Here is a 21,259-nt window from a genome sequence, read left to right as displayed (position 1 = left end):
AGGGAAATGAACATCAATGTACAAGAAAAGAAAAAATTTCTCAATTGGTTAGTTTCTACTGTATCATTCAGCCGACGAGAAGTTTCTTGGGTTCTGAACTACCTAGCAAATCATGAAGCCATTTTGACAAATGTTCATATTGTTGAAGGGGCGATGCAGACAGATCGGGGGTTGAGTGTTCGCAGTACAGAGATTGGCGGCGAGCCATTTGTGTTGACGATCCAGAATCAAACCTTTTATGATATCGATCAAATTTTTCACGAAATCAGGATGAATTGGAAACAGCCGCTTTATTTAGAATGTATCTTTCCAAATCCTTGGGAAAAACCACTTTATTTAGCTGTTCTGGAGGACAATCCTTTTGAACGGTGGAATGACCATGTTGACGAAGAAGTACAAAAAAATGTGACAGAATATCTTGACAAAGAAGCTATGCAGCTAAAAATTGAGAAATTATACCGCCAAATCGATCTTGCTTTGGAAAATGGGGATCGGGATGCTTTTTTGGAATTATCGGATGAAGTCAACCGCTTCAAACTCGATCAAAAAGAAAAAAGTCATTAATAAAGCTATTAAAAAGCGCTATGTGAAGTAATAAAAACTAGTGGAACAGAAAAGAACCGCAAGAAAGAAGAGGACTCCCAGCACCGAGCGTTCGTCGTTTGCAACAGTGTGCGGGAGAAATCAAGTTTCTTGCGGTTTTTTCTTTATAATTAGATAGGATGGAAGAATGGGGTTATCCTTTTGATTTTGCTGCCTTGCGTTGCAAAAATCGTGATTTAGGACGTAAATAAGTGAAGCCTTCCCCTTCGACTTCATGGACATTGATCACCGATACGAACGCTTGTTGATCGAAGTCGGCAACGATCCGTTTGACCTCTGAAATTTCCCGGCCGCTTACTACCATATAAATGATCCGTTTGTTACCACCGGAATAGGCTCCTTCCCCATTTAAAAAGGTGACGCCTCGTTCCAATTCATTCATTAAGACAGGGGCAATTTCTTCACTATGATTACTGATAACAATGATCCCTTTTGCTGAATAGCCGCCATCTAGGATCGAATCAATCACGCGAGCGAAAACATAGGAAAAGATTAGCGTGTACATCATGCGTTTCAAATCGATATAGGTTAAGGAAAGCAATAGAACGAAAACATCAAAGATCAAGAGAGAACGACCAATCGTGATCCCAAAGTTCTTTTCTAGGATCCGGGCTAATACATCCACGCCACCTGTTGTCCCACCAACTTTATAAACAACACCACTGCCGATCCCTGCAATTAGTCCTGCGAGTAACGCAACGATCAGTAAGTCATGCTGCAGATCGATCAATAATGGAACCGTCTGCCAGAAACCTAACCAAAATGAAAGACCAAAGGTTCCAATCACTGTATAGACTAGCGAACGTCTGCCAAGAATCTTACCTCCTAGCAAAATGATTGGGATATTCAAAATCAGTGTACTGTAAGCGGGATTGATGCCCCACAATGCGCGCATGATCAACGTGATTCCGGTGACGCCGCCTTCAGCTAAATCATTAGGTATATTTAAATAGACGAGACCAAAACCATAGACACTCGTTCCTAGAACAATTAAGGCAATATCGCGGACTGTCCGCCACGAAAAAAAAGATCGCATCCTGTTTCCCCCATTTCTAAATCTCACAAGTACCAATTTAGCACGAAATTTGGCATTAAACAATATGAGCAAGTCGATCCTCTATCTAGGCAGGTGCGTTTTCTTTTGCTAAAATGTGAAAGAAAGGGTGAAGAGGATGACAGAAAAACGTTCACTATATGAGATGCAAGAAGAAGTCGATGCCTATATCCAACAATTCAAGGCGGGGTATTTCAGCCCTTTAGCACAGATGGCCCGACTTACTGAAGAAGTCGGCGAGTTGGCAAGGGAAGTCAATCATCACTATGGGGAAAAGGCCAAGAAGAAGACGGAAGTCGAGAAAACAGTTGCTGAAGAACTAGGTGATGTCCTTTTTGTCACCATGATCATGGCAAATTCCATGGGTATCGATTTGACGGAAGTTTTTGAATCCAATATGAAAAAGTTCAACCGCAGAGATGCGTATCGCTTTGAAAGAAAAGATGGGAAAATGAATGAAGCTGACTAAGTTACCACAAGAATTTGAACAAGCAATCCCTGTATTGCAAAGAATCGAAGCAGCCGGGTTTGATGCCTACTTTGTGGGAGGAAGTGTCAGAGATACAATCTTAGGACAGCCAATCCATGATGTAGATATTGCAACAAGTGCCTTTCCAGCTGAGATCAAAGAACTTTTTTCTCGTACCATCGATTTAGGTATCGAGCACGGAACAGTCCTTGTTTTATGGGAAAATGAACAATATGAGATCACGACTTTTCGGACAGAAGAAGCCTATCAAGATTTCCGTCGGCCAGACAAAGTTGCTTTTGTGCGCTCTTTGGCTGAAGATTTGAAGCGCAGAGATTTTACAATCAACGCTTTTGCTCTGAAAAAAGATGGTGAAATCATTGATTTGTTTGATGGACTGGCAGACTTGCAACAGAAAATTCTGCGAGCAGTGGGTCAGCCGCACGAACGATTTCATGAAGATGCACTACGTATGATGCGGGGCTTACGCTTTGTCAGTCAACTGGGCTTTACATTGGAACCACGAACATTTGAGGCAATTTATGACAATCATCAGCTATTGGCAAAAATATCCGTGGAGAGAATCACCATTGAGTTCGTCAAATTGCTGTTAGGGGCACATCGCAATTCAGCTTTAAAGGCTTTTGTAGCGACTGAATGTTATCTCTATTGTCCAGGACTGAAACAAGCCGGTGAAGCTCTGTTGCGAATGGCTGATTTACCGGAGAGACCATTGAACAATGAAGCTTCTGCCTGGACACTATTGATTGACCAGATTGGACTTTCTACAGCAGAAGTTCGTCCTTTTTTGAAGCAATGGAAGTGTTCCAATGAATTGATTCGGATGGTCCAATCGTTATTCGAGGGAGTATTGCTGCGGAAAGCAGGGCCGTTTAGTGATGAAGCATTGTACCATCTGGGCAGCGAGGCCGCTCGACTATCAGAAGAATTGCTGTACTATTATGGACAAGAGGTAGATCCCTCTGTTAGTCAAGCTCGCTACCAGGCGTTGCCAATCCATTCACTTAAAGACTTGGCCATCAATGGGCGCGACTTGCTGAGCCACTTTGACCAATCCGGCGGTCCTTGGATGAAAGAAGTGCTAGCAGCTGCCGAAAAAGCGGTGATTGAGAAACGAGTCGCAAATGAAGAGAAAGCATTATTGGCTTTTGCCAAAACAATCGTATTAAATAACCTATAAATAAGCAGGTGAGAAAACAATGATCGAAAAAGAATTTTTGGTTACCGAGGAAGATACAGCTCTTGCAGTTGGATCGGGAGGACTGCCTGTCTTAGCGACCCCTCGTTTGGCTGCCATGGTAGAAGCTGTCTGTTTTGAAGCATTGGAATCGCGTATAGCGTCTGGTAAGACAACAGTAGGAACACAATTTACGATCGAGCACCGGGCGGCTTCAGGAATCGGTGCAACCGTTCAGGTATGCTGTGAAGAGATCTCGAATGAAAAGACGTATGAGTTTACTTTTCGTGTCTATGAAAACGATCAACTGCTAGCGACAGGTACGCATCATCGAGCGGCGGTCGATATCGAAGTTTTTTTAAAAAAAGTGAGCGAGAAAGAAAGTTAATTTGTGCTCCTTAGCAGACAATGTGTTAAAATTGAAATGTATTATTAAAAAAAAGGAGCGTTATGTCATGGCAAGAGAAATGAAAGCATTGAAATTTTATTTCCGTAATGGAGAAACATGGACGATTGAGCGCCGTTATATTGGAGATTTGTGGATCAAGCAAATCACTACTAGTTTTGGCCGCATCCACGGAAGCGAATTTGTTGAGATCCATCCATGTGCAGGATTCAAAATTGAAATCTTCCAAGAAGGGGATCATGTTGCAACACATGATATCAATTTAGGCGGATTGGAATTAGGCATGTTCGCCCGCGCTTTGAAATACGAAGATATTGAACGAATGGAAATTCTTTACCGTAATGGAACACCTGATCTTGTGTACTTCCCATACAAAGACAAAGATACTGAAGGATTAGATAACGTTTATCAATCAACAAAAATCAGTGAAAAAACAAAAAGCCTGTATATTGTGATTGATCCAAACCAAACAGTCGAAGACGTTTACCAAGAACATTTTGAAGAATAAAAAAAAGCAGAACTGAGAGCTTCTCTCTGGTTCTGCTTTTTCATTACAATCACTGATAAGTGCGAAAAAAGTCGGTATATTTTTTTAATAAAAGATAGTCTTGACTGATGGCATCTTTAAGTATGATTTTGTCTCCAAGCAAGCTTTTACGAGCATTTTGGATGATGCGGTGTTGAATATCATGATCGATCAAGTAATCGATCTCAGTACGTTTGATTTCCGGAGAAGCACTCTCGCGATTTTTTTCAAGATACTGCAAAAGATCATATTCAAGATGTCCGGCATCATTGATTACTCGTTTGTATTCGATTTTGTCTACCTTCACACGATCACGCTCCTTTATATGATAAGTTACCTTATTTCCGGAGTAATGTAAAAAAAATCTATATGAATTAGTAAATTTTTAAACACCTGTTTGGTATTGCATCAAAACTACTTTACGCTTAGAAGAAACAGCTAGATGTGTCGCAAGACTTAAACAGAAAATGAAAACAAAGGAGAAACAGATGAAAAAAGCAAGAGTTATCGTTGTTAGTGGAGTGACTGCTTCAGGGAAAACCACCTTTATCCAAAAGGTCGCCAATCTATGTCCCGGTACAGCAGTTTTATCTTTTGATGATTATAGTATCGATGCATTGCCTTCTGCACCATCCTCTGAGGCTCTGTTAAAAGAACCCTACGAAGCAATCAATCAATTTGATATTCAACCATTGATAAATGACCTAAAACAAATCATTCACCACTGTGCGCTGATCTTGATCGATTTTCCGTTTGGGTATGTCCATCAGCAACTCGCACCTGCTATCGACAAGGTCATTTATTTAAGAACACCTCTGGATATTGTCTTGGGTAGACTAATCATTAGAGACTTTCAACAACAGCCAGAGAAAATTATTAATTGGGTCACGGGGTATCTAGAGGAAGCGCGACCGCTTTTTTTGATGCACGAAGAAATTGTTTCTCCACAAGCAGATTATATTCGAGATGGGACGATTAATTTTCAAGACCAAATGACTTGGTTCAAAGAAGAAGTTCTAGCGGAAAAAACGATTTTCGCAGAATGATTGTTGGAATTGGGAAAAATACTTGTCACGTAAAGAATAAGGTCATCTTTTGAGAGATAAAAAAAGGGGATCTTAATTTTCTAGGTAATCAAAGGGAATATTGGGGTAAGCAAAACTTTCTTTGATTCTATACTTTCCCTTGCTGTATTATTATTTATACGCATATTTAGTCTGTAGTTAAAAAATAGCATTATTAACAATTAAAAACAAGTTACGATTTTGTCATCTATCTATTTTAAAGTGAACATATGGGTATAGCACAAAAATAAAAAGCCGACTGCAATGCTTATTTATCAGCAAGCGCAGTCGACTTAAAATGAATTATTTTGTTTCACGGTGTAAAGTAACTTTTCTTTCACGTGGGCAATATTTTTTCTTTTCCAAACGATCAGGATTGTTACGTTTGTTTTTGTTTGTTAAGTAGTTGCGTTCTTTACAAGAAGTGCACTCTAATGTGATGTTTACGCGCATGTTTTTCCCTCCCATATATTCAAGAATCCTCTAAGATTTCTCTCAGACTAAAATATAATAGCATGTTTGGCAAAGGAATGCTAGTAGTTTAATGAAATTTGTTAAGTAATTTTACTTGACGATTTTTTGAATGAAATCAACCATTTTCATCCAATTTATTTTTCACGTCTTCGATCATTTTTGTATAAGCAATCGGTCCGTTATACAGCCAGCTGGATTCAGGTCCAAACTCCCAAAGATTTCCTTCTTTGACCGCTTTAAGATTTTGCCAAACTTGGTCTTTAAAAAAGTCGGCTCCTTGATCGCTATTTACTAGAATCAGGTAATCAGCATCTAATTCAGCTAATTTCTCCAAAGAAACGGCAGACCAGTCAGCTGTCGCTGTTTTGCTGATCTCAGAAACAAGTGGCGGTACGGAGAATCCTAGTTCATGATAGAGGAGCTGACCGCTGGAACGATCGTCAGCAACCATAAAAGCAGAATTGTTGGTGACCCAGAGAACAGCCACCGACTTCCCATTGATTTTACCTGAAAATTCTTGCTTAGTTGTTTTTACTAAGTCATCATAGTCTTTTTCTACTGTTTTTGCTTGATCTTCTTTATGAAGAACTTTTGCGATATCTGTCAAACGGTCTCGCCAAGAGACATTTTCACCATTTTTGACTACATAAGTAGGGGCGATTTTGCTGTATTGTGCATATTTATCCCCTTCAACCATCGTATTGCTGTCGATCAGCAACAAGTCTGGTTCATAACTTAAGACGTCCTCATAGGGCAAGTCGTAGCTGATCCTTGGTACATCACTTAGTTTCTCTTGCAAATAGCCTTGATCACTGTTATTACCAACAGTCCATTGTGCTACTGGTGTGACGTTCAAGGCTACTAAGTAATCTTCTAAATAACTGCCGATGATTCGCTTTGGATTATCGGGGATTGTTACTTCATGTCCAGCCGCATCTTTCAGCGTTGCCGTCTCAGCTGAGGAAGATGACTTGGTATTATTGGAATTAGCTGAACAAGCACTCAATGCTGTTAAGCTGACTAGGGTACAAGACAGCCAAAAAAGTGTTTTTAGGGTTCGTTTTTTCATTAGGTTCCTCCTTATGGGATAAATGAGAATCATTCTCACTTTCTTTTTGTCATTATCACGAAGAAAAAGTGATTTGTCAATCCCTGGTTTTTTGCTTTGAAGCATTGACGGATAGAAGGAAAACCGTCATAATTGATAATCATTATCAATAGAATTTTGAGGGAAAGATATGGCAAACTTACGCACGGTCGATTTGACTGTCGGCTATCAAAAACAAAAAATTGTGCAAAAGATAACAATCGACATCCCAGAAGGGAAGATCATTGGTTTGATTGGACCTAATGGGAGTGGCAAGTCGACTTTTCTAAAAGCATTAGCCCGAATCCTGCTACCTATGGAAGGGGAAGTTTATCTAAATGAACAGAATCTACAAACGATCAAAACGAAGGAAGTCGCAAGCCAGATTGCTTTGTTGTCACAAGTCAGTGATTCTTCCATCGGATTAACCATTCGAGAGATCGTTTCTTATGGTCGTTTTCCTTATCAAAAAGGGCTAGGTCGGTTGACCGCAAAAGATTATCAAGCCATTGAATGGGCATTAGCTGCGACAGATTTGACCGAACTAGCGGATGCTAGTATCCATACGCTTTCAGGAGGTCAGAAACAGCGGGTTTGGATCGCTATGGCTTTGGCACAAGATACAGAGATTGTTATCTTAGATGAACCGACGACTTTTTTAGATCCGGCACATCAATTAGAAGTGCTGTTATTGTTAAAACGAATCAATGAAAAATATGGGAAAACGATCATTATGTCGATTCACGATCTGAATCATGCATCTCGATTTTCTGATTATATTTTTGCCTTAAAAGAAGGTCAATTAATGACTTGGGGGACACCAGAAGAAGTTTTGACCCATTCATGGCTCCAACAATTGTTCGCTATCGAAGCTGTTTTAGGTACGTTTCCCAATAGTTCGAAACCGTTGCTTTTGACCTATGAATTAGGAGCCAACACATGAAAAAATTTACGATTCTTTTGCTTGTTCTAAGCGGATTATTGGTCGCTGTGTTTTTTCTGGCATTGACGCAAGGAGCAGCTGATATTCCCTTAATAACTATTAAAGAGGCCTTTTACGCATTTGATCCAGAAAATCAAACCCATCAAGTGCTTAGAAATATTCGTTTGCCGCGGATCTGTGCTTCGTTTATTGTTGGCAGCAGTTTTGCTGTAACTGGTGCCATCATGCAAGGAGTCACCAAAAATTCGCTAGCAGATAGCGGTTTACTAGGAATCAATAGTGGGGCTGCAGTCGGATTAGCCGTTGCATTTATCTTGTTTCCCTCACTACAACCGAATCAGGCAGCGTTGTTTTCTTTCTTAGGCGCTTTTCTAGCTACTTCTTTTTTATTTTTGTTGACGAAGTATTCAAGGATCGGTATGACGCCGACTGGATTGATTCTAGCAGGTGTTGCATTGAGTTCTTTTTTTTCTGCGATTAGTCAAGTATTTTCTTTACAATTTGATTTGAATCAAGACTTGGCCTTTTGGTTTATTGGCGGTGCAGCAAATGTAACGTGGACACAATTACAAGTGATCACCCCTATTTATCTGGTGGCGCTCTTCATCATCCTAGGACTCGGAAAATCTTTGAATTTGCTGGCTATGGGAGATGAGACGGCAATCTCTTTAGGCAAACATCCTGAACGGATTCGACTTGTTTCTTTAGCCGTAGTTGTTCTATTAGCTGGGATGGCTGTTTCACTGGTGGGACCGGTCAGCTTTATTGGATTGATGGTCCCTCATGTGATTCGCGGACTGATTGGCAAAAATTATCAAATGATCTTACCTTTGACGATAGTGGCGGGGGGAATATTGGTAATCTTGGCAGATTGGGTAGGACGAATCATTCAGCCACCTTTTGAAACGCCTTTTGGAATCATGATGGCTTTGATTGGGGTTCCTTTCTTATTAGTGAAGATTCGGAGGGAACAGCTATGAAGAAAAAAATCGGTTTCCTTTTTGTTTTGGTTCTTCTGGCGTTTTGTGGCAGTATCATGGTGGGAAAGACGTTCTTTTCTTTTGATCTCTGGCTCGCTCTTTGGCAGCAAACTCTAACAGCTAGCCAGTCATTGATATTCTTCGATTTCCGACTTCCTCGAGCAGTGCTGGCACTGATTGCTGGAAGTGCGTTTGGCTTCTCAGGTTTTTTGTTACAGGGAGTAACCAGAAATGAGTTGGCGGATGCAAGTATTTTAGGAATCAATAATGGAGCTGGCTTATGTGTCATGCTCTACTTAGGCTTTTATGCCCAGGGCTCCCAGCTGTTACCACTAATTGGTATGATTGGCGGACTTTTAGCTGCACTGCTAGTCTATGCTATCGCTTATAAACAGCGACAGCTGCTTTCAATGGAGCGAATTTTATTATCTGGAATTGCTGTTAATGCTGGACTTGCTTCTGCGTCGTTATTATTGACTGTTCAATTGTCAAAAGAACGATATAGTTTTGTTACGGCATGGCTTTCGGGGGCTATCTGGGGAACTTCGTGGACGCAAGTGCTAAGTTTGTTGCCTTGGTTCTTGATTCTAGGATTGTTGGCATTCATGATTACACCTTTGATCAATTTACTGGGTTTTGGAGAAGAACAGGCGATCAGTTTAGGTGTTCCCCTAAATCTTTTGCGTACCGGTTTGTTGTTCGTAGCGATTGGCCTGGCCGCAAGCAGTGTTGGCTATACTGGAAACTTATCTTTTATTGGTTTATTGGCGCCCCATATCGCTAAACGATTGATTGGCAAAGAATCTCGTTGGGCATTGATAGCAGCGGGAATGATTGGCGCTATTTTGGTGCTAGTCAGCGACACAGTCGGCCGTCTTTTACTTCAAAGTGGCGAAATTCCTGCTGGTATCGTGATTGCGATCATTGGTGCTCCGTACTTTTTGTTTTTGCTGATTCGTCAAAAAACGCAGTCGTGAGAATTTTTTCACGATTGCGTTTGCTATTTGAGTCCGGTTTTTGGTACTATTCGGAGTAGGAGTTGGTTAATTATGGATAAAAAAATTTTGCGTGAACAAGGGCTAACCCGACTCAAGCAACTGGATCCACGAACAAAGCAAACCAAAGAGCAGATCATTCAGTCTTTGTTGTTTGCTTCCAAAGAGTGGCTCGAAGCAGAATCCATTGGCGTGATTCGGTCATTGCCGTTTGAATTTGATACAAAGCCGATTTTTGAGCGCGGATTTCACTCTGGCAAACAAATTGCCGTGCCACGTTCTGTGAGAAAGAAACTTCACTTTTATCAAGTGGAACCACAGACTGAATATCAGCTTTCCAGTTTTGGGGTAGAAGAGCCTCTTTCTCAAAAAAAAATCGATGCATTGGACCTGGATCTTTTGATCGTTCCTGGTTTGATTTTTTCTCATGAGGGATATCGGATTGGTTTTGGCGGCGGTTATTATGATCGGTTTCTGGCAGATTTCCAAGGGAAAACTGTGTCATTGGTTTTTGCAGAACAATTTGATGTCCGGTGGCAACCTGATTCTTTTGATATTCCGGTCCAGAAAATAATCACTGATAAAGTTTCTTTCGGAGAAAAAGGAGTAGACAATGAATAAACAAATGAAACGCTGGCTTAATCGTCCAATCTTTACTTATACGTTTTTAGCCATCCAGACGTTAGTCTTTATTATCGGCTATATTAGTCCGATGACTCAAGTGATGGGGGTGATGTTTGGCCCTTATGTTGCTTATATGAACGAGTATTGGCGTTTTGTAACGCCGATTTTCATTCACTTTGGTCTCGCTCATTTTGCAGTGAATTCTGTTATTCTTTATTTTATGGGTCAACAGGTGGAAGCGATCTACGGTCATGCTCGTTTCTTCATTTTGTATTTGATGAGTGGGATTATGGGGAACGCGATGAGTTTTGCCTTTAATCAGGCCGGTGTCCAATCTGCAGGTGCGAGCACGTCATTGTTTGGTCTGTTTGGTGCTTTTCTGATTCTGGGACTCCACTTTAAGAATGATTACCAGATCCAAGCGATGGTTCGTCAATTTGCATTGTTCGTTGTCTTGAATTTCGTATTTGGTCTATTTGATCAATCGATTGATATTTGGGGACATGTCGGAGGAATCTTAGGAGGATTCATCTTAGGCAATGCATTGGCTTTACCAAAGAACTTCGGGAAATATTCGATTCATACCCGCATTCTTTCCGCCATTGTTTTTCTTTTTTTACTGGCAGTTTTTGTGATATATGGTTTAAAAAAGTATCAAATACTTGTATAATAAGCAGGAAGTGTGTTTATGGAAACGTTATATGACGTACAACAACTATTGAAACAATTTGGTGTCTATATTTATGTTGGCAAGCGAATCTATGATATCGAGTTGATCCAGATGGAAGTCAAAAATCTTTATGACAGCCGTTTGATCGATCGAGATACCTATTTGACCGCTTGGCGCATTTTAAAGCGTGAACATCGGATTGAAGAAAGCCGGGAGGAAAATAAGTGATGGACAAAAAAATCATCGGGATTGATCTAGGAGGAACAACAGTCAAGTTTGCTGTGTTGACTTCTGAAGGAGAGATTCAACAAAAATGGAGCATCGATACCAATATTCTTGATGAGGGTTCTCACATCGTACCAGAGATCATTGCATCAATCAATCATCGTCTGGATTTGTATGGCATGAAAGCAGAAGACTTCATTGGGATCGGTATGGGGACTCCAGGAAGTGTCGATCGCAAAAAAGGAACAGTTATCGGTGCTTACAATTTGAATTGGAAAACGTTGCAACCTGTCAAAGAAGCGATTGAAAAAGGGACAGGGATTCCTTTTGCTATCGATAACGATGCCAATGTTGCTGCGTTAGGCGAACGCTGGAAAGGCGCAGGTGACAACAATCCCGATGTGATCTTTATCACACTCGGTACAGGTGTTGGCGGTGGAATCATCATGGAAGGACAACTTTTGCATGGTGTAGCAGGCTGTGCAGGAGAAATCGGGCATATTACAGTAGATCCAGAAGGATTTGAATGTACTTGTGGGAAGCGTGGTTGTTTAGAGACCGTGTCAAGTGCGACGGGTGTCGTTCGGGTAGCAAGACATTTGGCGGAAGAGTATGCTGGCGATTCTGAATTGAAAAAAAATCTGGATAATGGCGAAGATATTTCCAGCAAAGATATTTTTGAAGCGGCCCAAGCGAAAGATCCGTTTGCATTGATGGTAGTAGATAAAGTCTGCTTCTATTTAGGCCTTGCTTGTGGAAACTTGGGCAATACACTGAATCCTTCAAGTATTGTACTGGGTGGCGGTGTCTCAGCAGCAGGTGAATTTTTACGTAGTCGTGTAGCAGCTTACTTTGCAGAATTCACATTCCCGCAAGTAACGGAAAGCACGGAAATCAAATTAGCTGAGTTAGGGAATGATGCTGGTGTGATCGGCGCTGCGTCATTAGCATTACAATTTGCAAAGTAGAGAGGAATAGGTAAGATGTCTGTTTGGAACTGGATTAATATTATTTTAGGATTGATTTTATTGGCAATCGCATTGAATTGGGCGTACTTCCAAATTATGGGAAGACGATCAGCCAAAATCATTTCCGAAGAAGAATTTAAAAATGGCATGAAAAAAGCACAAGTGATTGATGTGCGGGAGAAAAACGAGTTCGATGCCGGTCATATCTTAGGTGCACGAAATATCCCATTTACGGTATTAACCAATTCGTTTAGCGCATTTCGGAAAGATCAGCCCATCTACTTATATGATACCCGTAAATCTCTAAGTATCCGTGCTGCGAATAAACTTCGCAAAGAAGGGTTTAAAGAAATTTACATTCTAAAAGAAGGCTATGAAGGCTGGAGCGGAAAAACGAAAAAGAAAACTAGTTAATCAATCAAAAGACTGAGATCAATGATCAAGCAAGATGTTCCTAAGAGGCGCGAGAATGAATCGTTAGAAACCATTCAGCAGCTGTAACTGAGAATCTTGTCATCATGGACTCGGTCTTTTTTTTGAAAGAATGTGTTAAGGTAGATTCAAAGGAGTGAAAGGAAATGATTAAAGTAAAACGTGTATACGAGGCTGCAGCACCCACAGATGGTTTTCGGGTCCTTGTTGATCGAATCTGGCCAAGAGGCGTCAAAAAAGAAGTGGCGGCGATTGATTCTTGGTTGAAAGAAGTTGCACCTAGTACGGAATTGCGTAAATGGTTTGGTCATGATCCAGAGCGCTTTGATGCGTTTTGTCAAAGATACCTAGCAGAACTAAAAAAGAAGCCAGCCGATGATGCCTTTAGTGCATTGCAACAAATAGTAAAAGACCATAAAACCGTGACATTGGTTTATGGTGCAAAAGATGAAACACATAATCAAGCGGTTGTATTAGCTGAAGAATTGAAAAAACTGCCATTGAAGTAAAATCTTCAATGGCAGTTTTTGTATTAACGAGAGACGCTTTTACGCATAGCTCGTTTCCTTTTTTCTTCATTTAGTGCTTGTTGTTCGTCAATTGGATCGATCACTTGTTTTTTGACAGTCATAACTACGCTAGCAGCTGCTGCGATAGTTGCTACTGTACCAACTAAGAAACCTGAAAGAAATCGTTTCATTCTTCTCCACCTCGCCTTTATCTATTTATTTCTATTATGAAACAAAAGTACAAAAATATCAAAAATAAGCCCTTGTATCGCGAATAAAGGATTGATAAAATTTAGTAAATATTTTATAATAAATTTACTAAATGAAATGAAGGAGCGAAAAAGATGGAACAGCTACAACAAATTTTTGCAGAAAAATTCGGTGAAAAAGGCACAGGATCGTATTTTGCACCAGGACGAATCAACTTGATCGGGGAACATACAGATTATAATGGCGGGTATGTCTTTCCAGCCTCTATCACGATAGGAACGTATGGTGTAGCACGAAAACGGGCAGATAAGCAAATACGTCTTTATTCGGAAAACTTCCCTGAAAAGGGGATCATCACTTTTTCCTTAGACGATTTGGAGTACCGCAAAGAAGACGACTGGACCAATTATCCTAAAGGTGTGATTCGCTATTTGAAAGCAGCGGGTCATGCAATCGACTCTGGTATTGAAATCGCTTTTTATGGCAATATTCCTAATGGTGCCGGCTTGTCTTCTTCTGCCTCCATTGAATTATTGACAGGAGTGATTCTTGATGATTTGTTCGGATTGGCGATCGAACGTTTAGAGTTGATTTTGACAGGGAAAAAAGTTGAGAATGAATTTATTGGGGTTAATTCAGGTATCATGGATCAATTTGCTATAGGAATGGGAAAAAAAGACCATGCATTACTGCTAGATACCAACACTTTAGCTTATGACCTTGTACCTGCAGAATTTGGGGACTATGTCGTAGCTATCATGAATACAAACAAGCGGCGGGAATTGGCAGATTCAAAATACAACGAGCGCCGTGGGGAGTGTGAAGAAGCATTAAAACGACTTCAAACGAAACTGAAAATCCAATCGCTTGGTGAATTGGACGAAGCAACATTCTTTGCACATACTTCACTGATTGAAGATCCAACCTTGATCAAGCGCGCAAAACATGCTGTAACTGAGAATCAGCGTACCTTAAAAGCTAAAGCGGCATTAGAAGCGGGAGATTTAGAATCTTTTGGTCATCTGTTAGATGCTTCTCATGCTTCTTTAAGAGATGATTATGAAGTTACGGGTATCGAGTTAGACACTTTGGTGGCAGCGGCACAAGAACAGCCAGCAGTTTTGGGAGCTCGAATGACAGGGGCTGGATTTGGTGGTTGTGCAATCGCTTTGGTGAAAAAAAGCGAGTGGGAAGCTTTTGCAACGGCTGTCAAAGAAAGCTATCGTGAAAAAATCGGCTATGAGACAGATATTTACCAAGCAAGCATTGATGATGGCGCGCGAAAACTGTAGAATGTAAGACGGATTCATTGAATAAATGAAAGAAAAGGATGATTAAGAATGGCTATTTTAGTATTAGGTGGCGCCGGATATATCGGCTCTCATGCAGTTGATCAATTGATTACGAAAGGATACCAAGCCGTTGTCGTGGATAACCTTTTAACAGGTCATCGTCAAGCAATCCATCCAGAGGCTGTTTTCTACGAAGGAGATATTCGAGACAAAGCATTTTTGCAAAGCGTTTTTGAGAAAGAAACGATTGATGGCGTGATCCATTTTGCCGCAAGCTCTCTTGTCGGTGAATCAGTTGAGAAACCGTTGAAATACTTCAACAACAATGTGTATGGGATGCAGGTATTATTAGAAGTAATGAAAGACAACAACGTTGATCATATTGTCTTTTCTTCTACTGCAGCGACTTATGGCGAGCCAGAACAAAGCCCAATCACAGAAGAAACACCTACAAATCCCAAAAATCCTTATGGGGAAAGCAAACTCATGATGGAAAAAATGATGCGTTGGTGTGATGAAGCTTACGGCATGAAATACGTCGCTTTACGCTACTTTAATGTTGCAGGAGCTAAATCAGATGCTTCAATCGGGGAAGACCATGATCCTGAGACTCACTTAGTTCCAATCATCTTGCAAGTCGCTTTAGGTCAGCGTCAGGAGCTAGCAATTTTCGGTGATGACTATGATACGCCAGATGGAACTTGTATCAGAGACTACGTACACGTAGAAGATCTATGCAATGCCCACATTTTAGCATTAGAATATTTGAAAAAAGGCAATCCTAGCAATGTTTTCAATCTTGGCAGCAACAATGGCTACTCAGTCAAAGAAATGTTGGATGCAGCGCGTACTGTTACGCAAAAAGATATTCCAGCGAAAGTAGCACCGCGACGTGCCGGAGATCCGGGAACATTGGTCGCTTCTAGTGATAAAGCAAAAGCGGTGTTAGGTTGGGAACCTAGTTACACCGATGTGAAACAAATAATTGAAACAGCTTGGAATTGGCACGTTAGCCATCCAGAAGGTTATCAAGACTAGGAGGCAACAAAATGACGCTCAGTCAAACAATCTGTGATTTCGTGACATTAGCGATCCAGGCTGGTGGATGGATGGAAATGGATCGTATTTATTTACAAAATAGGATTCTTGGTATGATTGGTGAAGAAGCCTTTGAATCAGCTACTGTACGACCGGTCGAAGAATCAGCCGTGGTATTGATGGATCAATTGGTCACTCAAGCAAAAAAAAATCAGGTGATCGGCGAGGCACTTGCTGATACCGAAATCCTTGAAGCGCAATTGATGGATTTCTTGACGCCACCGCCTTCTGTGGTCAATGCTTTCTTTGCCCAGCACTATGCAAAAGATCCACAAGAGGCAACGGATTATTTTTACCATTTATGTCAGCAAAATGATTACATCAAGACTCGAGCCATCAAGAAAAATATTGTTTTTCCGGTAATGACCGAGTATGGAGAATTAGAGATCACGATCAATCTATCCAAACCCGAAAAAGATCCGAAAGAAATCGCTGCGCAGCGAGCAGCAGCAGCGATCGATTATCCTAAATGTCTCCTTTGTTTGGAAAATGAAGGTTATAAAGGGCGGCTGAATTACCCGGCTCGAACAAATCATCGCATTATTCGGATGAATCTGGACGGCGAAGCGTGGGGGCTTCAGTACTCTCCGTACGCTTATTACAATGAGCATTCCATCTTTTTGTCTTTAGAGCATCGTCCGATGAAGATCACGCGCAAAACCTTTGATCGTCTATTGCAAATCATTGAGGTTCTGCCTCACTATTTTGTCGGTTCAAATGCTGATTTGCCAATCGTAGGCGGATCGATCTTGTCCCACGATCATTATCAAGGTGGACGGCATACATTTGCGATGGCAAAAGCACCCATTGAGAAAACATTCAAACTAGCTGGTTTTGACGAGCTAACGGTGGGAATCGTTAAATGGCCGCTTTCGGTTATTCGGATTCAAGGTCGAGACAAGCAAAAAGTGGCTGCTGCTTCTGATTATATTTTGGCACAATGGAAAGAGTACTCAGATCCTTCCGTTTCGATCAATGCTTATTCAGAAGATGGCACACCGCACCACACCATCACACCAATTGCTCGAAAACAAGGCGAATACTTTGAAATGGATCTTGTTCTTCGGGATAACAATGTTTCTGACGAACATCCTGATGGTATTTTTCATCCTCATAAAGATGTTCAGCATATCAAAAAAGAAAACATTGGGTTAATCGAGGTGATGGGATTAGCGGTCTTGCCTCCACGTTTAGCAACGGAGTTAGAAGAAGTGAGGGCCTATCTTCTTGATCAGCCAAATCAAATTGCTGCTTATCATATTCCGTGGGCACAAGAGATGAAGGAAACCTACACCATCACTGAGGAGAATGTAACAGAGATTGTTTATCAAGAAGTTGGTGGGATTTTTGCAAAAGTTTTGGAATACGCAGGAGTTTTCAAGCGAGATGCATCCGGTCAGGCTGCATTCATGCGTTTTATCAATAAACTTTGAAGTTATTGAGATGAATTTGAAAGAATGGAGGCGCGGGAATGGCTACAATTAAAGATATTGCTGAACAGGCAGGCGTTTCACCAGCGACTGTTTCTCGTGTCCTCAATTATGACAGTGAGTTAGCCGTCAGTTCAGAAACCAAAGAAAAAATATTCAAAACCGCCGAAGCACTGAACTATACAAAGCATAAAAAGAAAAGCCAAGTCGAAAACGGTCGGATTCGTTTGATTCAGTGGTTTGATACCGAAGAAGAACTGGCAGATCTTTACTATTTAGCTATTCGGCTTGGGATTGAGAACAAGACGGAAGAATTGGGGATTCGCTTGTTAAAAGAATCGTTTGCTTCTATCAGTGAGACCCAAGTAGATGGAACGATTGCTTTAGGAAAATTTGATGCCCAGCAGATCGCACAATTAAAAAAGACGCAGCCTCATCTGCTACTCGTTGATTTTGACGGGCTGTCGGCTGGAGTGGATTCATTGGTAGTCGATTTTCAGCAAGCAGTGGATTTGGTCATTGATCATTTTGTTGCTAAAGGACATCAAAAAATCGGTATCTTATCTGGTATTGAATTTACAAAAGGAAGTCGACAAGAAATTGAAGATCCGCGGCTGACGCTATTCAAGGAACGACTGACACGCTTGCGTCTTTATGACGAAGGGTATCACATTGCAGCACCGTTTACTGTCGAAGATGGATATCAGGCAATGAAACAGTTCTTGCAAGACGCCTTGCCACTGCCTACTGCGTTATTTGCTTCCAGCGATGCTTTAGCCATCGGAGCACTGCGGGCACTGCAAGAAGAAAAGATTCGTGTGCCAGAAGATATCTCCTTGATCGGCTTTAACGATGTCAGTGTTGCCAAGTATGTTTTTCCAACCCTTTCGACAATCAAAGTTCATACGGAGTGGATGGGAGAGTTGGCTGTAACCACACTACTTGAGATCATCAAGAATCCAGCTCCTGTTCCGCGAAAGGTCACTATCGCAACGGAGTTGATTAAACGTCAATCTACGAATCAATGATGGGAAAGTTCATCTGCAACAAATAGAAATGTCCTGAGAATCTATGGGAAAAAGTCTCCAGTAATGGAACAGTTTTCCGTCGCAGTCAGAAACTGTCGCGGCTGCCATAGATTCTTTGGCCATTTTTTTAGTTCACCAGTAACCATGCACCTATGAAAGCAAATAAGCAAAGTTTGGCATTTTATCAGAATATGGTAAAATATGAGTGAGTTTTTTGATTGGGGAGAAAAAGCAATGAAAACATTAGCGATCGATACATCAAATCAAACATTGGCCATTGCAGTCATGGATGGTCAGGAGATCCTAGGACAAAGTCAGACGATGGCTATCAAAAATCACAGCAGTGCATTGATGCCGGCAATCGATTTATTGATGCAATCTGTGGGGGTATTGCCGCAGCAGTTAGAGCGAATCGCAGTTGCCCAAGGTCCGGGATCTTATACAGGATTGCGGATCGGTGTCACGACCGCTAAAACATTAGCCGATACATTACATATCCCATTGGTGGGCGTGTCGAGTTTGAAGAACATAGCTGCGAATTGTGTTGGGGTTTTGAAAGTGATCGTGCCATTATTTGACGCACGTCGCAACAATGTCTATGCTGGTGGCTATCGTTGGCAGGAAGGGAAGCTGCAGTCAGTGATCCCTGACCAGCATGTGGCATTACCGACATTGTTGCATGCATTAGCTGAGTTGCACACAGAGGTACTTTTTGTTGGCGCTGATGCTGCAAAATTTGCCCCGCAAATCACTGAAGCAATGCCGTCTGCACAGATCAATCACGTTTCTTTGTGGAATTATCCGAATGGCGTCGTGTTGGCAGAATTAAGTGAAACAGAGGAACCCGTTTCGTCGATCCATGATTTTGTGCCAGAGTATTTGAAACTTGTTGAAGCGGAAGAAAAGTGGTTGGCATCTCATACTCCAGGAGCGGATACGTATGTTGAAAAAATTTAAATCTTTCAAAGGAAAGCTGACCCTTTTTCGTAAAGTTCAATACCCGGAACAGACGAAAACGATTCAGGATGAAACGTATGTGATTCGTGAAATCGTCGGCGAAGATATCAAAGAGTTACTGCAAGTGGAACGATTGGTGTATGCCGGGGAGCTGCCTTGGACCAAGAGCGCGTTTCTTTCAGAGATTTATTCGCGATTTAAGCATTTGTACTTGTGTATCTTACAAAATGAGCGCATGATCGGTTTTGCGGGCGTTCGTTTGTTGGGAGAAGATGCTCATATTACCAATATTGCTGTTATACCTGAATATCAAGGCCGAGGTGTCGGCTCTTTTTTGTTGACTGAAATCGAACAGTATGCGCGAAAAAACAAATGTGACCGAATTTCGTTAGAAGTGCGTTTAAGTAATCGTGACGCTCAGCGGCTTTATCGACAGCTGGGCTTTGTCTCGCGAGCGATCAAAACTGCCTACTATACAGAAGGAAATGAAGATGCATTGGATATGGTGAAATTTTTAAATGAATAAACTGTTGAATAAAGAAGAGTTGCCTGCAAAAAGTGAAGAGCTGTTATGGCAATTGGCAGAAGCGAGTTACCAAGATGGCTCTCCCTGGACTTGTGAACAATTCAAGCAGGATTTGGCTGCTGTTGACAGTCACTATTTAGTACTCCAGCCAATGGAGGCATTTGTTAGTTACCGTCGGGTTTTAGACGAAGCTGAAATCTTTAATCTCGCAGTCTTACCGGAAAAAAAAGGACAGGGATTGGGGAAACTCTTGCTGCAAGCTGTTATTCAGTCTTGTCAATCTGCTGGCGTCGAAAGGATTTTTCTAGAAGTGCGGGTCCGTAATTTTCCAGCACAAGCCTTATACCTGCGAATGGGTTTTGAAATCATTGGGCGGCGCAAAAATTATTATAGTCATCCTCAAGAGGATGCATTGATCATGGAAAAGAAAGTGAGGCCAGCATCAATCAAATGAATGAATTGATTTTAGCCATTGAAAGCAGCTGCGACGAAACAAGTGTCGCTGTCATAAAGAACGGGGACACGATTTTAAGCAATATCGTGGCTTCTCAAATTAAAAGTCATCAACGTTTTGGTGGCGTTGTCCCAGAAGTAGCTAGTCGACATCATGTGGAGCAGATTACTCTTTGTTTAGAAGAGGCACTGAAACAAGCAGAAGTGACACCAGAAGACTTATCCGCTGTAGCGGTCACGTACGGTCCAGGATTAGTGGGGGCGTTGCTGATCGGTCTTTCGGCAGCCAAAGCGTTTGCCTGGGCGCATGGATTACCCTTGTTGCCAGTCAATCATATGGCGGGGCATATCTATGCGGCCCGTTTTGTCAAACCTCTGACCTTTCCATTGCTTGCCTTGCTAGTGAGCGGTGGTCATACGGAGCTAGTTTATATGACAGAAGATGGTTCCTTTGAGATTATTGGCGAGACACGTGACGATGCTGCAGGAGAAGCATATGACAAGGTGGGACGAGTCTTAGGACTTTCTTATCCTAGCGGAAAAGAAATCGATCGTTTGGCGCATTTAGGTGAGGACACGTACCATTTTCCCAGAGCAATGATTCATGAAGACAATTTTGATTTTAGTTTTAGCGGATTAAAGAGTGCCTTTATTAATTTTGTCCATAATGCGCAGCAACGAGGAGAAACATTGGACGAAGCCAACCTTGCTGCTAGTTTTCAAGCAAGTGTCGTAGAGGTTTTGGTCACTAAGACGATTCGCGCCTGCAAGACTTATCCTGTCAACCAATTGATTGTTGCAGGTGGCGTTGCTGCAAACCAAGGCCTGCGTCAGGCACTAGATGAAGCAATGAGTGACCTGCCTGAGATTGACTTAATTATCCCACCTTTGCGTTTATGTGGCGATAATGCGGCAATGATCGGGGCCTTTGGGCATATTTTGTTAGAAAAAAAACAGTTTGCCCCACTATCTTTGAATGCTGTGCCAAGCCTAAGTTTTGGTCATGAAATGAAATAATCAGGCATTTGCTGCTCAACA

General features: G+C 41.5%; 28 protein-coding genes. 23 read left to right on the top strand and 5 right to left on the bottom strand.

Annotation, left to right across the window (positions count from 1 at the left end):
* Positions 1-6: 6 nt before the first annotated feature.
* A complete protein-coding gene (locus tag ACTFWY_RS01895) occupies positions 7-564 on the top strand; it encodes a YpiB family protein (protein WP_003126831.1) in 558 nt (185 codons plus the stop codon).
* 172 nt (positions 565-736) lie between these two features.
* On the opposite strand, the gene ACTFWY_RS01890 is transcribed toward ACTFWY_RS01895, so the two are convergent.
* Positions 737-1,639, bottom strand: coding sequence for a YitT family protein (locus ACTFWY_RS01890; protein ID WP_081131716.1), 903 nt, complete (start codon positions 1,637-1,639; stop codon positions 737-739).
* A 136-nt stretch (positions 1,640-1,775) separates the two neighbouring features.
* Here ACTFWY_RS01890 and ACTFWY_RS01885 point away from each other — a divergent pair, with 136 nt between their 5' ends.
* The 4 genes from ACTFWY_RS01885 to ACTFWY_RS01870 all read left to right on the top strand — a co-directional run bounded on the left by ACTFWY_RS01885 (position 1,776) and on the right by ACTFWY_RS01870 (position 4,238).
* The gene (locus ACTFWY_RS01885) at positions 1,776-2,126 is read left to right on the top strand and encodes a nucleotide pyrophosphohydrolase (protein WP_003126834.1); all 351 of its coding nucleotides are present in this window, start codon (positions 1,776-1,778) and stop codon (positions 2,124-2,126) included.
* Positions 2,113-3,327, top strand: coding sequence for a CCA tRNA nucleotidyltransferase (locus tag ACTFWY_RS01880; protein ID WP_311810718.1), 1,215 nt, complete (start codon positions 2,113-2,115; stop codon positions 3,325-3,327). The genes ACTFWY_RS01885 and ACTFWY_RS01880 overlap by 14 nt, the downstream gene beginning before the upstream one ends.
* 19 nt (positions 3,328-3,346) lie before the next feature.
* A complete protein-coding gene (locus ACTFWY_RS01875) occupies positions 3,347-3,712 on the top strand; it encodes a thioesterase family protein (RefSeq protein WP_439926539.1) in 366 nt (121 codons plus the stop codon).
* Between the two features lie 67 nt (positions 3,713-3,779).
* Complete coding sequence (locus ACTFWY_RS01870; protein WP_003126837.1) at positions 3,780-4,238, top strand: hypothetical protein; 459 nt, start codon at positions 3,780-3,782, stop codon at positions 4,236-4,238.
* Between the two features lie 49 nt (positions 4,239-4,287).
* On the opposite strand, the gene ACTFWY_RS01865 is transcribed toward ACTFWY_RS01870, so the two are convergent.
* Positions 4,288-4,563: a hypothetical protein gene (locus ACTFWY_RS01865; RefSeq protein ID WP_081131714.1), complete on the bottom strand. Its 276-nt coding sequence runs from the start codon at positions 4,561-4,563 to the stop codon at positions 4,288-4,290.
* A 181-nt stretch (positions 4,564-4,744) separates the two neighbouring features.
* On the opposite strand from ACTFWY_RS01865, the gene ACTFWY_RS01860 reads away from it, so the two are divergent.
* The gene (locus tag ACTFWY_RS01860) at positions 4,745-5,302 is read left to right on the top strand and encodes an adenylyl-sulfate kinase (protein ID WP_171917961.1); all 558 of its coding nucleotides are present in this window, start codon (positions 4,745-4,747) and stop codon (positions 5,300-5,302) included.
* 321 nt (positions 5,303-5,623) lie between these two features.
* Here ACTFWY_RS01860 and rpmG read toward each other — a convergent pair whose 3' ends face one another.
* Both rpmG and ACTFWY_RS01850 read right to left on the bottom strand, forming a co-directional pair.
* The gene (gene rpmG / locus ACTFWY_RS01855; protein ID WP_369914469.1) at positions 5,624-5,788 is read right to left on the bottom strand and encodes a 50S ribosomal protein L33; all 165 of its coding nucleotides are present in this window, start codon (positions 5,786-5,788) and stop codon (positions 5,624-5,626) included.
* Positions 5,789-5,909: 121 nt separating this feature from the next.
* Complete coding sequence (locus ACTFWY_RS01850; protein WP_219645293.1) at positions 5,910-6,863, bottom strand: ABC transporter substrate-binding protein; 954 nt, start codon at positions 6,861-6,863, stop codon at positions 5,910-5,912.
* Positions 6,864-7,032: 169 nt separating this feature from the next.
* Between ACTFWY_RS01850 and ACTFWY_RS01845 the strand changes: the two genes are divergently transcribed.
* The 9 genes from ACTFWY_RS01845 to ACTFWY_RS01805 all read left to right on the top strand — a co-directional run bounded on the left by ACTFWY_RS01845 (position 7,033) and on the right by ACTFWY_RS01805 (position 13,227).
* The gene (locus ACTFWY_RS01845; RefSeq protein ID WP_060814786.1) at positions 7,033-7,824 is read left to right on the top strand and encodes an ABC transporter ATP-binding protein; all 792 of its coding nucleotides are present in this window, start codon (positions 7,033-7,035) and stop codon (positions 7,822-7,824) included.
* Complete coding sequence (locus ACTFWY_RS01840) at positions 7,821-8,804, top strand: FecCD family ABC transporter permease (RefSeq protein ID WP_242387641.1); 984 nt, start codon at positions 7,821-7,823, stop codon at positions 8,802-8,804. Before ACTFWY_RS01845 ends, ACTFWY_RS01840 begins: the two co-directional genes overlap by 4 nt.
* Positions 8,801-9,781 carry a FecCD family ABC transporter permease gene (locus ACTFWY_RS01835; RefSeq protein ID WP_081131709.1) on the top strand — a complete coding sequence of 327 codons (981 nt, stop codon included), beginning with the start codon at positions 8,801-8,803 and terminating at the stop codon, positions 9,779-9,781. The genes ACTFWY_RS01840 and ACTFWY_RS01835 overlap by 4 nt, the downstream gene beginning before the upstream one ends.
* Positions 9,782-9,853: 72 nt before the next feature.
* Positions 9,854-10,420: a 5-formyltetrahydrofolate cyclo-ligase gene (locus ACTFWY_RS01830; RefSeq protein WP_103299880.1), complete on the top strand. Its 567-nt coding sequence runs from the start codon at positions 9,854-9,856 to the stop codon at positions 10,418-10,420.
* Positions 10,413-11,093 (top strand): rhomboid family intramembrane serine protease, encoded by a 681-nt coding sequence (locus ACTFWY_RS01825; RefSeq protein WP_096710797.1) that lies wholly within the window; start codon positions 10,413-10,415, stop codon positions 11,091-11,093. Before ACTFWY_RS01830 ends, ACTFWY_RS01825 begins: the two co-directional genes overlap by 8 nt.
* An 18-nt stretch (positions 11,094-11,111) precedes the next feature.
* Complete coding sequence (locus tag ACTFWY_RS01820) at positions 11,112-11,321, top strand: YqgQ family protein (RefSeq protein WP_005472182.1); 210 nt, start codon at positions 11,112-11,114, stop codon at positions 11,319-11,321.
* Entirely contained in the window at positions 11,321-12,286 is a 966-nt protein-coding gene (locus ACTFWY_RS01815) for an ROK family glucokinase (protein ID WP_005472183.1), read from the top strand. Before ACTFWY_RS01820 ends, ACTFWY_RS01815 begins: the two co-directional genes overlap by 1 nt.
* A gap of 15 nt (positions 12,287-12,301) precedes the next feature.
* Positions 12,302-12,700, top strand: coding sequence for a rhodanese-like domain-containing protein (locus ACTFWY_RS01810; RefSeq protein ID WP_005472184.1), 399 nt, complete (start codon positions 12,302-12,304; stop codon positions 12,698-12,700).
* A 164-nt stretch (positions 12,701-12,864) separates the two neighbouring features.
* Complete coding sequence (locus ACTFWY_RS01805) at positions 12,865-13,227, top strand: DUF488 domain-containing protein (protein WP_311810717.1); 363 nt, start codon at positions 12,865-12,867, stop codon at positions 13,225-13,227.
* Positions 13,228-13,250: 23 nt separating this feature from the next.
* On the opposite strand, the gene ACTFWY_RS01800 is transcribed toward ACTFWY_RS01805, so the two are convergent.
* A complete protein-coding gene (locus tag ACTFWY_RS01800) occupies positions 13,251-13,418 on the bottom strand; it encodes a DUF3042 family protein (RefSeq protein WP_003126853.1) in 168 nt (55 codons plus the stop codon).
* Between the two features lie 153 nt (positions 13,419-13,571).
* Between ACTFWY_RS01800 and ACTFWY_RS01795 the strand changes: the two genes are divergently transcribed.
* The 8 genes from ACTFWY_RS01795 to tsaD all read left to right on the top strand — a co-directional run bounded on the left by ACTFWY_RS01795 (position 13,572) and on the right by tsaD (position 21,238).
* Positions 13,572-14,729 (top strand): galactokinase, encoded by a 1,158-nt coding sequence (locus ACTFWY_RS01795; protein WP_003126854.1) that lies wholly within the window; start codon positions 13,572-13,574, stop codon positions 14,727-14,729.
* Positions 14,730-14,777: 48 nt separating this feature from the next.
* Positions 14,778-15,767, top strand: a complete 990-nt coding sequence (galE, locus tag ACTFWY_RS01790; protein WP_021151224.1) for a UDP-glucose 4-epimerase GalE — start codon at positions 14,778-14,780, stop codon at positions 15,765-15,767.
* 11 nt (positions 15,768-15,778) lie between these two features.
* Entirely contained in the window at positions 15,779-17,260 is a 1,482-nt protein-coding gene (galT, locus tag ACTFWY_RS01785) for a UDP-glucose--hexose-1-phosphate uridylyltransferase (protein WP_156247259.1), read from the top strand.
* 38 nt (positions 17,261-17,298) lie between these two features.
* Positions 17,299-18,285, top strand: coding sequence for a LacI family DNA-binding transcriptional regulator (locus ACTFWY_RS01780; RefSeq protein WP_081131705.1), 987 nt, complete (start codon positions 17,299-17,301; stop codon positions 18,283-18,285).
* Between the two features lie 234 nt (positions 18,286-18,519).
* Positions 18,520-19,242 carry a tRNA (adenosine(37)-N6)-threonylcarbamoyltransferase complex dimerization subunit type 1 TsaB gene (tsaB, locus tag ACTFWY_RS01775; protein ID WP_081131704.1) on the top strand — a complete coding sequence of 241 codons (723 nt, stop codon included), beginning with the start codon at positions 18,520-18,522 and terminating at the stop codon, positions 19,240-19,242.
* On the top strand, positions 19,226-19,768 hold the full coding sequence (gene rimI, locus ACTFWY_RS01770; protein ID WP_021151217.1) for a ribosomal protein S18-alanine N-acetyltransferase: 543 nt from the start codon (positions 19,226-19,228) through the stop codon (positions 19,766-19,768). Before tsaB ends, rimI (ACTFWY_RS01770) begins: the two co-directional genes overlap by 17 nt.
* Positions 19,761-20,222: a ribosomal protein S18-alanine N-acetyltransferase gene (gene rimI / locus ACTFWY_RS01765; protein WP_003126862.1), complete on the top strand. Its 462-nt coding sequence runs from the start codon at positions 19,761-19,763 to the stop codon at positions 20,220-20,222. The genes rimI (ACTFWY_RS01770) and rimI (ACTFWY_RS01765) overlap by 8 nt, the downstream gene beginning before the upstream one ends.
* On the top strand, positions 20,219-21,238 hold the full coding sequence (gene tsaD, locus ACTFWY_RS01760) for a tRNA (adenosine(37)-N6)-threonylcarbamoyltransferase complex transferase subunit TsaD (RefSeq protein ID WP_003126863.1): 1,020 nt from the start codon (positions 20,219-20,221) through the stop codon (positions 21,236-21,238). Before rimI (ACTFWY_RS01765) ends, tsaD begins: the two co-directional genes overlap by 4 nt.
* Positions 21,239-21,259 lie beyond the last annotated feature (21 nt).

Origin of the sequence: Enterococcus sp. 125944 (assembly GCF_051909435.1) — a bacterium.
Classification (GTDB): Bacteria; Bacillota; Bacilli; order Lactobacillales; family Enterococcaceae; genus Enterococcus_D; species Enterococcus_D gallinarum.
The sequence above is the reverse complement of the archived record's forward strand: the minus strand, read 5'-3'. Positions and strand labels throughout refer to the sequence as shown.

What these genes read in the sequence shown, in the direction of transcription:
- ACTFWY_RS01890 (WP_081131716.1), bottom strand. Translation starts at nt 1,639, where the DNA reads ATGCGATCTTTTTTTTCGTGGCGGACAGTCCGCGATATTGCCTTAATT.
- ACTFWY_RS01815 (WP_005472183.1), top strand. Translation starts at nt 11,321, where the DNA reads ATGGACAAAAAAATCATCGGGATTGATCTAGGAGGAACAACAGTCAAG.
- rimI (WP_003126862.1), top strand. Translation starts at nt 19,761, where the DNA reads ATGAATAAACTGTTGAATAAAGAAGAGTTGCCTGCAAAAAGTGAAGAG.
- rpmG (WP_369914469.1), bottom strand. Translation starts at nt 5,788, where the DNA reads ATGGGAGGGAAAAACATGCGCGTAAACATCACATTAGAGTGCACTTCT.
- ACTFWY_RS01850 (WP_219645293.1), bottom strand. Translation starts at nt 6,863, where the DNA reads ATGAAAAAACGAACCCTAAAAACACTTTTTTGGCTGTCTTGTACCCTA.
- ACTFWY_RS01830 (WP_103299880.1), top strand. Translation starts at nt 9,854, where the DNA reads ATGGATAAAAAAATTTTGCGTGAACAAGGGCTAACCCGACTCAAGCAA.
- tsaD (WP_003126863.1), top strand. Translation starts at nt 20,219, where the DNA reads ATGAATGAATTGATTTTAGCCATTGAAAGCAGCTGCGACGAAACAAGT.
- tsaB (WP_081131704.1), top strand. Translation starts at nt 18,520, where the DNA reads ATGAAAACATTAGCGATCGATACATCAAATCAAACATTGGCCATTGCA.
- ACTFWY_RS01810 (WP_005472184.1), top strand. Translation starts at nt 12,302, where the DNA reads ATGTCTGTTTGGAACTGGATTAATATTATTTTAGGATTGATTTTATTG.
- ACTFWY_RS01825 (WP_096710797.1), top strand. Translation starts at nt 10,413, where the DNA reads ATGAATAAACAAATGAAACGCTGGCTTAATCGTCCAATCTTTACTTAT.
- rimI (WP_021151217.1), top strand. Translation starts at nt 19,226, where the DNA reads ATGTTGAAAAAATTTAAATCTTTCAAAGGAAAGCTGACCCTTTTTCGT.
- ACTFWY_RS01780 (WP_081131705.1), top strand. Translation starts at nt 17,299, where the DNA reads ATGGCTACAATTAAAGATATTGCTGAACAGGCAGGCGTTTCACCAGCG.
- ACTFWY_RS01885 (WP_003126834.1), top strand. Translation starts at nt 1,776, where the DNA reads ATGACAGAAAAACGTTCACTATATGAGATGCAAGAAGAAGTCGATGCC.
- ACTFWY_RS01820 (WP_005472182.1), top strand. Translation starts at nt 11,112, where the DNA reads ATGGAAACGTTATATGACGTACAACAACTATTGAAACAATTTGGTGTC.
- galT (WP_156247259.1), top strand. Translation starts at nt 15,779, where the DNA reads ATGACGCTCAGTCAAACAATCTGTGATTTCGTGACATTAGCGATCCAG.
- ACTFWY_RS01880 (WP_311810718.1), top strand. Translation starts at nt 2,113, where the DNA reads ATGAAGCTGACTAAGTTACCACAAGAATTTGAACAAGCAATCCCTGTA.
- ACTFWY_RS01870 (WP_003126837.1), top strand. Translation starts at nt 3,780, where the DNA reads ATGGCAAGAGAAATGAAAGCATTGAAATTTTATTTCCGTAATGGAGAA.
- ACTFWY_RS01845 (WP_060814786.1), top strand. Translation starts at nt 7,033, where the DNA reads ATGGCAAACTTACGCACGGTCGATTTGACTGTCGGCTATCAAAAACAA.
- galE (WP_021151224.1), top strand. Translation starts at nt 14,778, where the DNA reads ATGGCTATTTTAGTATTAGGTGGCGCCGGATATATCGGCTCTCATGCA.
- ACTFWY_RS01805 (WP_311810717.1), top strand. Translation starts at nt 12,865, where the DNA reads ATGATTAAAGTAAAACGTGTATACGAGGCTGCAGCACCCACAGATGGT.
- ACTFWY_RS01875 (WP_439926539.1), top strand. Translation starts at nt 3,347, where the DNA reads ATGATCGAAAAAGAATTTTTGGTTACCGAGGAAGATACAGCTCTTGCA.
- ACTFWY_RS01860 (WP_171917961.1), top strand. Translation starts at nt 4,745, where the DNA reads ATGAAAAAAGCAAGAGTTATCGTTGTTAGTGGAGTGACTGCTTCAGGG.
- ACTFWY_RS01795 (WP_003126854.1), top strand. Translation starts at nt 13,572, where the DNA reads ATGGAACAGCTACAACAAATTTTTGCAGAAAAATTCGGTGAAAAAGGC.
- ACTFWY_RS01800 (WP_003126853.1), bottom strand. Translation starts at nt 13,418, where the DNA reads ATGAAACGATTTCTTTCAGGTTTCTTAGTTGGTACAGTAGCAACTATC.
- ACTFWY_RS01835 (WP_081131709.1), top strand. Translation starts at nt 8,801, where the DNA reads ATGAAGAAAAAAATCGGTTTCCTTTTTGTTTTGGTTCTTCTGGCGTTT.
- ACTFWY_RS01895 (WP_003126831.1), top strand. Translation starts at nt 7, where the DNA reads ATGAACATCAATGTACAAGAAAAGAAAAAATTTCTCAATTGGTTAGTT.
- ACTFWY_RS01840 (WP_242387641.1), top strand. Translation starts at nt 7,821, where the DNA reads ATGAAAAAATTTACGATTCTTTTGCTTGTTCTAAGCGGATTATTGGTC.